The sequence below is a fragment of the Phycisphaerae bacterium genome (genome assembly GCA_012729815.1).
Classification (GTDB): Bacteria; Planctomycetota; Phycisphaerae; order JAAYCJ01; family JAAYCJ01; genus JAAYCJ01.
Genome location: JAAYCJ010000065.1, coordinates 1 through 10,234, shown reverse-complemented (window position 1 = coordinate 10,234; position 10,234 = coordinate 1). Strand labels below are relative to the sequence as shown.

General features: G+C 64.4%; 11 protein-coding genes and 1 tRNA gene. 6 read left to right on the top strand and 6 right to left on the bottom strand.

The window, feature by feature from the left end; all coding sequences use genetic code 11:
* Window positions 1-12 precede the first annotated feature (12 nt).
* Window positions 13-84: transfer RNA gene (locus GXY33_04930), tRNA-Thr, on the bottom strand.
* 81 nt (window positions 85-165) lie between these two features.
* Between GXY33_04930 and GXY33_04925 the strand changes: the two genes are divergently transcribed.
* A complete protein-coding gene (locus GXY33_04925; GenBank protein NLX04471.1) occupies window positions 166-1,170 on the top strand; it encodes a hypothetical protein in 1,005 nt (334 codons plus the stop codon).
* A 146-nt stretch (window positions 1,171-1,316) separates the two neighbouring features.
* Here GXY33_04925 and GXY33_04920 read toward each other — a convergent pair whose 3' ends face one another.
* The 5 genes from GXY33_04920 to GXY33_04900 form a co-directional block, all read right to left on the bottom strand.
* Window positions 1,317-1,871 (bottom strand): hypothetical protein, encoded by a 555-nt coding sequence (locus GXY33_04920; protein ID NLX04470.1) that lies wholly within the window; start codon window positions 1,869-1,871, stop codon window positions 1,317-1,319.
* A 134-nt stretch (window positions 1,872-2,005) separates the two neighbouring features.
* Window positions 2,006-2,803 carry a hypothetical protein gene (locus GXY33_04915; GenBank protein ID NLX04469.1) on the bottom strand — a complete coding sequence of 266 codons (798 nt, stop codon included), beginning with the start codon at window positions 2,801-2,803 and terminating at the stop codon, window positions 2,006-2,008.
* Complete coding sequence (locus GXY33_04910) at window positions 2,800-3,555, bottom strand: hypothetical protein (protein ID NLX04468.1); 756 nt, start codon at window positions 3,553-3,555, stop codon at window positions 2,800-2,802. The genes GXY33_04915 and GXY33_04910 overlap by 4 nt, the downstream gene beginning before the upstream one ends.
* Window positions 3,539-4,231 (bottom strand): ABC transporter ATP-binding protein, encoded by a 693-nt coding sequence (locus GXY33_04905; protein ID NLX04467.1) that lies wholly within the window; start codon window positions 4,229-4,231, stop codon window positions 3,539-3,541. The genes GXY33_04910 and GXY33_04905 overlap by 17 nt, the downstream gene beginning before the upstream one ends.
* A gap of 4 nt (window positions 4,232-4,235) precedes the next feature.
* Entirely contained in the window at window positions 4,236-5,483 is a 1,248-nt protein-coding gene (locus GXY33_04900) for an ABC transporter permease (GenBank protein ID NLX04466.1), read from the bottom strand.
* A 290-nt stretch (window positions 5,484-5,773) separates the two neighbouring features.
* On the opposite strand from GXY33_04900, the gene GXY33_04895 reads away from it, so the two are divergent.
* The 5 genes from GXY33_04895 to GXY33_04875 all read left to right on the top strand — a co-directional run.
* Entirely contained in the window at window positions 5,774-6,280 is a 507-nt protein-coding gene (locus GXY33_04895; GenBank protein ID NLX04465.1) for a sigma-70 family RNA polymerase sigma factor, read from the top strand.
* Window positions 6,259-6,750: a hypothetical protein gene (locus tag GXY33_04890; GenBank protein NLX04464.1), complete on the top strand. Its 492-nt coding sequence runs from the start codon at window positions 6,259-6,261 to the stop codon at window positions 6,748-6,750. The genes GXY33_04895 and GXY33_04890 overlap by 22 nt, the downstream gene beginning before the upstream one ends.
* Window positions 6,747-8,150 (top strand): hypothetical protein, encoded by a 1,404-nt coding sequence (locus GXY33_04885; protein ID NLX04463.1) that lies wholly within the window; start codon window positions 6,747-6,749, stop codon window positions 8,148-8,150. The genes GXY33_04890 and GXY33_04885 overlap by 4 nt, the downstream gene beginning before the upstream one ends.
* Window positions 8,151-8,171: 21 nt before the next feature.
* Window positions 8,172-9,500, top strand: a complete 1,329-nt coding sequence (locus tag GXY33_04880; protein NLX04462.1) for a hypothetical protein — start codon at window positions 8,172-8,174, stop codon at window positions 9,498-9,500.
* Window positions 9,501-9,874: 374 nt separating this feature from the next.
* A partial coding sequence (locus GXY33_04875) for a formylglycine-generating enzyme family protein (protein ID NLX04461.1) occupies window positions 9,875-10,234 on the top strand: 360 nt, incomplete at its 3' end.

Genomic DNA, 10,234 nt, shown 5'->3' with positions numbered 1-10,234 from the left:
GCGCAACAAAACAGCCGAAGGTGGGATTTGAACCCACAACCCCAGCTTTACGAAAGCTGTGCTCTGCCATTGAGCTACTCCGGCTTAAACTTCAAATTCTACGGAACAGGTATTTGCTTGTCAAGGCCCGCCGCCCTGATAATATCGGCCAAAAAGGAGCCGCCCATGATCTCACGAGAGCTGGTCTATCAGGCCTTGGCCTTCCAGGAAGTCCCGCGAGTGCCCTATGCCGTCGGCTTCACCATCCCCGCCCGTCAGCGCTTCTGCGCCGACCCAACCGGACGCGAACTCTTCGAGCAAATCGACAATGACCTGCACGTCTCGCCGGTCATCCGCATCGAATACGGCGTCCGCGACCCCGACGGCCGATACACCGACGAATTCGGCGTCGTCTGGGACCGCTCAGCCGACCCGGACATCGGCGTCTCCATCCCCTCCCTGACCCCCGAAAACTTCGACTCCTACCCCTGGCCCGACCCCAACGCCCCAGGCCGCTTCGACCGCCTCCAAGCCGCCCTCCGCCAACATCCCGATAAGTTCCAGGTCATGGCCGTTGACTTCAGCCTCTACGAACGCGCCTGGACCCTCCGCGGCCTCACCGAACTCCTCCTCGACTTCATCGAAAACCCCGGCTTCGCCGAAGCCCTCCTCGACCGCGTCCTGCAATTCAACCTCGACGTCATCGACGCCGCCCTCCGCCTCTGCCCGCAGATCGACGCCGTCTACTTCGGCGACGACTTCGGCAGCCAGACCGGACTCATCATGGGCGCCCAGCGCTGGCGGCAATTCCTGCGGCCGCGACTCGCCCGCCAATACAGCGCCGTCCACCAGGCCGGCAAAAAGGTCCTCATCCACAGCTGCGGCCGCGTCCAGGAAATCTTCGACGACCTCGCCGACATCGGCGTCGACTGCTTCAACCCGTTCCAGCCGGAGGTCATGGACGTCTACGCCATCCACCGCCAATACCACGGCCGCCTCGCCTTCTGGGGCGGAATCAGCACCCAGCAGCTCCTGCCCTACGGCACGGTCCAACAGGTCGAAACCGAAGTCGATAAACTCCTCGCCCTCGGCCGCAGCGGCGGGTACATCATCGCCCCCGCCCACGGAATCCCCGGCGACGCCAAACCCCAAAACATCGCCGCCATGCTCAAAAAAATCCTCAACCAGTAGGGGGGATCAACCCCTCCAACTCCGCCGCCAATCCACCTCCGCCGCCAATGTAGCTCCGCCGCCCTCGGCGGAGTCTTCCTCCCAAATCCCCGACCCCTAACCCCGAATCCCTACTCTTCCCCTCCGCGTCTTCCGCGTGCTCCGTGCTAACCCTTCACCTGCTTGCGCAACTGCCGATAAAAACCAGCGACCACGTTCTGCGGCACGTCCCGAAGCTCCGGATGACCCGGCTCGCCCATCGCCATCTCGTCGATCGTCTCGACCGCCTTCTCCCCCTTGGCCGCGATCTGACCGGCCAGATGGTCCGCCCGGTCCAGCTCGCCGCGAACCATCGCCACCAGGTAGCTCTCGATCAGGCCCTCGAGCTTCTCCCCGGACCCGCTGGACTCGTTGATCAGGATCGGCGCGTCATCCGACGGCGACGGCGGAATCGGCGAACGGGTCTCCCCAGCCGACGGCGGAACCTCCCGATGCTCCAGAAGCTGGGCCTCCAGCTTCAACGTCTCCTGCCGCAGCCGCTCCTTGCGCTGCTCCTCCGACGGATCCACCTCCTCCATCGGAATCTCCTCCACCTCCTCCGCCGGCAGCGGAATGTACACCCGCTGCTGACAATACGGGCACTTGCCCAGCTTCCCGCCGCTCTCCCCAGGGGCCAACACCTTGTTCCCGCAGAACTGACACTTGAACTTGATCTTCGACATCGTCCGGTCCGCCATCACATCGGTTGGTGTTCCCAGGACTCAACCGGCCAGTATAACCGAACCGCCGCCGCGGACCAACCCTGACCCGCAAGGATTTTACGAACGCCGACAACCCGCCCGACCCGCTACTCCGCCTACTCCGGCAACGCCTCCCGCTCATAGCTGTAGCCCGACGGCTGCGGAACCCACATCTGCGAGTCCTTGACCTCCACGTTCGTCTTGACCTGCTCGAACCACACCGTCACCACGTTGTCGTCCCGATGCTCCGTCAAAACCTTCCGCGGCATCAGCGTCTTGCGCTCCAGCCAGAACTCGATCTGCCGGCAGTCCTTCGCCAGCCGCGAATCCTCACGCGGCGCCAGCACCAGGTGGTGAACGTCATCCTTGTCCGCCTCATCGCCCGTCGCCAGCGTGATCTCGAAATTTCGAATCATATCCGCCTTCTTCTGTCCGAACGGCAGCGGAAACGGCCCCTTCCCCAACTCGAACGGATCCGTCCGCTCTTCCGGCCGAACCACCTCCCGGTCGATCACCATCTTCGTCCGGTCACGCACCTCCCGAAACCAGTGCCCGTCGAAGCAGAACCACTCCTTCTGCTTGATCTTCATCCCGTCGTGGATCAGCGTGTGAAAGTGAGCCATGAACTTCGACGGCGACTCCTTCGTCTCCGCCTTGTACGCCAACTCGCCAAGCTGAACCCGCCGGTCGTCCGGAATCACCTCGTACAGCTCGTACTTGATATCCGCCGTAAAGGTGTGAATCTCCTGACGCTTCTTCTCCAGGCCGTCCAGAATGCCCTCCACCTCGGGCGAAACGCTCAAAACCGCCTGCGTCGCCGGCGACGTCGTCACCGGCTGCGTCGTCGGCGTCTGCGCGACAGCCAAGCCGACAACCGCCGCCGCAACCGCCAATCCCGTCAACAACCTCGTCATACGGCATGCTCCTCCGCTATAGTAGCCGGTCGATCAGCCGGAGCCTCCGGCCGTGACATCATCCGCTTAACCACAATTCTAGCCGCCGGGATCGCCAGCAGCACGACCTGAATCCCCACAATCTCCCACAACGTCAGCGACAGCACCTCCGCCGCCAACCCCATCAACCCGTACCGCACGAACCGACCCGTCCAGTGCGCCGCGAAAAACTTCCTCAGCGGATACCCGCACCCGATCGCCATCCATCGCGCCGGGTCCGCCGGCAACGGCAACACGTTGAACCCCACCTGAAGCAAAAACGGCGACCCCGAAAACAACCCCTCCGCCCAACGGTACGCCCGCGTCTCCCGAACCCGGTGAATCTTCCCAAGCCGCAACAGATAACAAATCAGATGGTACTCGTTCACGTGCGAAATCGCCGTCGCCATCGCCCCCAGCGACGCCACCGCCAACACCCGCCACACCGGTCCCATCACCAACCCGCCCGCCGGAGACGCCATCAGCAAGATCAACCAACTCGTCGGAACCGGCACGAACGTCGAAGCCAGCGACAGGTAAAACACCATCAGCCCCAACAGCCAAACCGTCCCGCTCCACGCCGCACCCGTCCGAGCGCTCTGATCCAGCGCCCACAAACTCCCCAACGCCACCGCCGCCAGATACAGACAATACACCGCGAACCACACCCGCATGTGAAGCCGGTCACGCTTCACGTTCGGCGTCGCCACAATGTACCTAAGCCACCTGACCATTCGACAACTGACCGTCCTTCATGATGCACATCCGGTCCGCCTCGCCCGCCAGATCCTGGTTGTGCGTCACCATGATGATCGTCTGACCGAACTCCCGACGAACGCTGTGCATCAGATCCATCAGCCGACGCGTGTTCTCGCTGTCCAGATTCCCCGTCGGCTCGTCCGCCAGCAAAATCGCCGGACGGTGAATCACCGCCCGCGCGAACGCCAGCCGCTGCTGCTCGCCAATACTCATCTGACCCGGCTTCAAATGCCGCTTCGACGCCAACCCCACAAACTCCAACAGCCTCTCCACCTGGTGGTCCGGATGCACCCGCCGAAGCTTCAACGCGATCCCCACGTTGTCCGCCGCGTTCAGCACCGCCAGCAGATTGAACCGCTGAAACACAAAGCCGATCTTGTCCCGCCGCAACGCCGTCAGCCGCGACTGGCCCAACCCCACCGTCTCCGTCTCCTCGATCATCAGGCTCTCCGCCCGCGACGGATGCGCCATCAGCCCAAGAATGTGCAGCAGCGTCGTCTTGCCCGACCCGCTCGGACCCATGATCGCGATGAACTCCCCGCGACGCACCTCCAAATCCACGTCCTTCAGCACGTACGCGTCCTGACTCCCCTGACGGTAAAACTTCGTCACCCGCCGGGCCGACACGATGATCTCTGATTGGCTCGTCACGCTCTCACTCATACGTCAAACACTCGACCGGGTCCAGCCGCAACGCCCGGTATCCCGGATACAACGCGCTCAAAACCCCGCCCACAATCCCAACCGCCACCGCCGTCACCAACCACGCCGGACGGATGTCCACCGTCAACAGCGGCCGGTAGTGCTCGATCGCCCACTTCGCCGCCAACGCCAGCCCCACCCCCGCCGCCGTCCCCGACAGCGATATCACCAGCGCCTCAACCACCGTCTGACCCATGATATACCACGCCCCAGCCCCCATCGACCGTAACACCCCGATCTCCCGCCGACGCTCCAGCACCATCGTGTACATCGTCACCATGATGAACAGAAAACTCACCAGCAGCACGATCCCGTTCGCGATGTTGATGTACACGTAGATCGGCTTGAAACTGTTGAACAGCATCTGATCGTACTTCTCCAGCGGCTCAACCCGAAGCCGCGTCTCGCCCGACACCAGCGCCGCCGCCTCGTCCACCGTCATCGCCGCCGACCCCTTGTACCCCGCCTCCGACTCCGACCGCACCAGCTCCCGATCCACCTGCAAGAAAAACAAACTCGACCACGCCATCCCCGCGTTCTGAATGTGACGGATCACCTGGATCGGCACAAACACCCGGCCCGCAAGACCCGCCTCCACAACCCCGCAGATCGCAAACGGCCGGCCCAGAAACGTGATCGTATCGCCGATCTCGTACCCGCCCGCCGCCGCCAGCCGCTCGTCGATAATCATCTCCGCCGCCGCCGACAGCACCGCCTCGTCCACCTCGTCCGGATGATACGACTCGCCCGCCGCCGCCAGTTCCTCCACGTGCCGCTTGAACGCCCCGCTCTGCGGAAAAACCTCCCCCTCCACCAGCCGCCGGTTGCCCGCGAACACGTCGAAATCCCCCTCGTCCACGCCGAACACCCGCTGCTGCTGGCCCGCCATGTCCGAGACAATCCCCAGAAACACCGGCACCACCCGCTGCACCACCCGCCGGCCGTCCACCGACACCTCACCCAGCTTCGACTCAAACTTGTCCGACAGCGGCGCCCCGTCCGAGAACACCAGCGAACTCTTGGCCGGCAAAACGATCAAATCCGCGCGAACGCTCTTGACCCGCTGAGCCACCTCGCCTAGCGTCCCGTGCGAAAGCGCCAGCATCGTCACCAGCATGCCCACCCCGATCGCCACACCAAGCCCAACCAGCGCGGTCCGAAACCGGTGGTGTCGCAAATTCGCCAACGCCAGATTCGTCATACTCCTCCTCTCGGGCCAAAGGTCATTCTATCACGCCTCACCCCCGATTTCAGTCCATATCTCCCAGGTCCACCCAGACAACGGTCCTCTCCACGACCTTGCGGCACACACGCCATTGTCGATCGCCAAATGCGGGTATTATAATGGTGCTTATTCATAATAGCAGCTAATGCCCGGCCCGACCCGATGTTCCTCCCGACCGTCAGCGGACCCATGCGACCGCCCGCTGACACGCCGAATCTCGGAAAAATCCCCGCAGCCGGCGTCTTGCAGGTAGAGTGGACGATGTCATGACATGGTTGGAACCGTCAGAACTGAGCGATTGCTTCCGAACCTGGTCCGCCGCCATGGTCCTCTACGCCCGGCAATGGCTCGACCAAGCCGCCGCTGAGGACGCTGTGCAGGACGTCTTCCTGGCCCTCGTCAGCCACCACAGACGCCCGGTGAATCTGCGGGCCTACCTGTTCCGAAGCGTCCGTAACGCCGCGATCAGCCGTACGCGGTCGCTCAGCCGCCGCCAGAGCCACGAGCAACGCGCCGCGGTCGACAGGCCCGGTTGGTTCCAGGCCCGCCCGGACGACCTCATCGACGCCCGGGCCGCCCAGGACGCACTGACCCGACTGCCCGACCAGCAACGCGAACTGCTGATCCTTAAGATCTGGGGCGGCCTGACCTTCGACGAGATCGGAACCGTCACCAACGACCCGACCTCGACGCTCTTTAGCCGATACAAGTCCGCCCTCGCGTCACTGCGACGGATGATGGAGGATAGACCATGCGAAACCACGAACCCTTAAACGCAGCCGACCGCGAACTCGAAGCGGCCCTCGCGGGCCTTCAGCCCGCACACGTCGCCATCGACCGCGATCGCCTGATGTTCCAAGCCGGCCGCGCTTCGGTCCAACCCAAAGGGCGCGGCCTCTGGCCGGTCCTCTCGGCGGGGCTCGCCGCGGCTCTGGTGCTCTCCGTGGCGACCCGCCCGGACCCGGCCCAGACCCCGCGACTCGCCGCCGATCTCGCGCCGTCCGTCCTCCTCGCTCCGTCCTCAGCCGCCGAGGCGACGCCCGATCCGTCGGGCGACTACGTCACCCTCCGGCGCGAAGTCCTCCAAAAGGGACTCGCCGCCCTCCCGGACCCGCCCGCCGCGCCGGTTGCCGATCGGCACGCGGACCTCGAAACCCTCCTCGGTCCGCCTCCGCAGAACCGAACCGGCCGCTGGCCCTGGGAGTCCAACATCCTCGACAAACTGATCGGAGATCCATCATGAAGGCCATACTCTGCGCCATGACACTGCTTGCCTCCACGACCCTGGCCATCGGCCAGACCCAGAACGACCAACAGGACCAGCCGCGGATCGTCGAACTGGCCGTCACGCCCGCCGCTGCGCCCGTTCCGACCCTCAAGTATCGACTCGCGCCCGGCGTCCTCGACCAGACCGCCGGCAACGCCGCCCTCCTCTACAATGGCGCCGCCCTCGAAGCTTCCGCCGTCGAGGGCATCCAGACACTCAACCAGACCGTCGCCGACCTCCTGGCCAAACCCGCATCCGAACTCGATCGCGGCCAGGCCAAAGCCGCAATCGACCAGCTCGCCGGCCCTCTCCGCTACGTCCAACTGGCCGCCGACCGCAGCGAATGCCACTGGGACCGTCCGCTCAGCCAGGGTTTCGCCATGCATCTGCCCGAACTCTCATCCCTGCGGGCGCTGGCCAGGGCGCTGGCCCTGCGAGCCCGCCTGGCCGCCCTCGACGGACGGTTCGACGACGCCGTCGACGACCTCCAGACCGGTTTCGCCATGGCCGGACACATCGCCGAAGGGCCCACCGTCATCGAAGCGCTCGTCGCCGCCGCCGTCGGCTCCCTCATGGCCGAACAGGTCGAACAACTCGTACAGACGCCAAACGCCCCAAACCTCTACTGGGCCCTGACCGCGCTGCCGGATCAAATGGCCTCGATGAGCCGGCCGTACCAGTACGAAATGGCCCTGCTCTACTTGACCTTCCCCAAGCTGCGCGACATCCGAACCCACACCATGACCGCCGACGAGTGCGACGCCATCATCGATGCGCTCGCCCGCCTCATCGGCATGGATGACGGCAGCGCCAGCGATTCCGGATGGCCCATCGAAAAAACCCTCCTGGCCCTCAAAGCCTACCCCGAAGCCAAACGCCACCTCCTGGACCACGGCTGGACCATCGAGCGGATCGAGGCCAAACCCGTCCAGCAGATCATCCTCATCTACTACCTCGACGACTATGAACGCGTCCAACAGAGCCTCGCCGCCTGGAGCTATTTGCCCTACGGACAGGCAAGCGACGGCATGCGAAAGGCCGTGCGAGAGTTCGAGACCTTAAGGGCAACACACTTCAATCCCTTCTACAGCCTGCTGCCCGCCCTCGAAAGGGCCCTGTTCCTCTCAGCCAAGCTGGACCGTCAGATCGCCGCCCTCCGCACCGTCGAAGCCCTGCGACTCTACGCCGCCGAACACGACCGCCGTCTGCCCGAGTCCCTGGCCGACGTCGCCGAAGCGCCCGTGCCCCTCGATCCCGTCACCGGCCGGCCCTTCGCCTACCGGCTCGAAAACGGCCGCGCAATCCTCGACGCCCCAGCCCCGCAAGGCATCGAACCCAAACACGGCCTGCGCTACATCGTAACCATCAGCCGTTGACCTTCTGACAGGAGAAATACCATGTGGCCCAAAATCCTCAGCCTGTTCCTCCTCGGTGCAACTTGCACCGCCGCCGCCACCACCCCCGTCGATCCGTTCCTCGACGAACAAACCGTCGCCGTGGTCCGGCTCGACGTCTCACGTATCGACCTCGACGCTATCGCCGATAGGTTCTCCCAGTTCGCCGACAAGCCCCTCACCCAAGACCCCGAGTTCCCACAACTCAAGAAACTCATCGCCGACTTCCTCGCCGCCGGCGGCCGCGAACTCTACATGGTCGTCAGCCTCGCCGACTTCCCCGGCGCCGACAAACCCCGTGTCATCGTCCCCATCCGGCCTGACGCCGACGCCCAGGCCATCCGCGACATGCTCGTCCGTAGCCAGACCCCAGACTCGTCCGCCGACGCCCTCCCGCCCGCCAGCCGAGTCGTCGGACAAATAATCGACAACGTCGTCTTCGTCGGCTCCTCCGCACAACTCCAACGCGTCCAGACCACCACTCAGCCCGCCCGAATCCCGCACCTGGCCGACGCCCTCAACGCCACCGGCGATTGCACGGCTCAGGCCGCCCTCATCCTCACCGACGACAGCCGCCGCGTCATCGAAGCCATGATGCCAACCCTCCCGCCCGCCGTCGGCGCCGCCCCAAGCACCGTCCTGACCCGCGGACTCGTCTGGGCCTCCCTCGGCATCGACCCGCCGCCCGCCATCGCCCTCAAACTCGTCGTCCAGGCCTCCGATCCACAAGCCGCCACCGCCATCTCAGGCCTGCTCACCTGGACACTCAACGCCATGGTCCTGGGACTCAACCTTCCGCAAACCGCGCCGGACGCCGCCAAGTGGCTCACCGCCGTCGCGCCCGCCGTCGAAAACGACCAACTGACCCTCGCCTTCGACGACGCCCAGATCAACGACCTCCTCCGCGCCCTCACGCCCGCCGTCGACCAGGCCCGAAACAAAACCGAACAACTCGCCTCCATGAACCACATCCGCCAGATCCTCATCGCCATCCACAGCTACGCCGACAAACGCAGCGGCCAGCCGCCCTCTTCCCTCCACGACCTCACGCAATCCCAGGTCCTCAACCCGCAATTCCTGGTCAACCCCAAACACCCGCAACAGCCGATCGGATACGTCTACCTGCCCCCAGCCGCCCCGCTCGACCGCCTCGCCGATCCCGCCAAGACCCTGATCGTCCACGAAGCCTTCGACACCTGGCCCGAACACGGCCTCGCCGTCGGGTTCGCCGACGGCCACGCCGAACTCATCACCGACCAAAACAAATTCCAAGCCCTCCGCCAATCCGCCCAACCCACAACCCAACCCACCACCCCGCCAACAAAGGACTAACCCTCGACAGTCACCTCCTAACATAAACGGACGGAAGGAAGGGCAACCCACCTGCCCTTCCTCCCCTCCGCCTCCTCTCCCCGTCTCCATCGCGTCACCCTCCCTCTCTGTCATCCCCGCGCACGCGGGGACCCAGACCGTCCCGCGCGAACCCAACGCCGGAAACGCGTAGGGCGGCCCCGGCCCGCGAAAAACGCCTTTCACCCTGATGCCCCCAAACGAACCCTCTTGACTCCTTCCCCAAAAAACCGCTATGCTCCACATGACAAAAACGCGTGGAGAGAGAGCGTCGGCCTTCTCCCACGCGTTTTTACTGCGCAGCGGCCTGCAAACCCTGCAGCGGTGGCGTGAGCTTCTCTACAGGAGGTACGGGCGTGAAGACGATCCTGACGGTGGTGGTAGGTACGTTCTTATTGCTGACGGTGGCCGGTTCGGCGATCACCGTCGATACCGTCCCGGTTGGCGACCCGGGGAACACAGCCGATACGACCGGCCACGGGGCCGTCCCCTACTCATACAACATCGGCACGTACGAAGTGACAGCCGGCCAGTACTGCGAGTTCCTCAATGCCGTAGCCAAGACCGATACGCACGCGCTGTACAACGCAAATATGTGGTCGAGCACCTATGGCTGCAAGATCGAGCGGACGGGCAGCCCGGATGACTATCGCTACTCCGTCGCATCCGACTATGCCAATCGCCCGGTCAATTACGTGAGCTTCTGGGACGCCTGC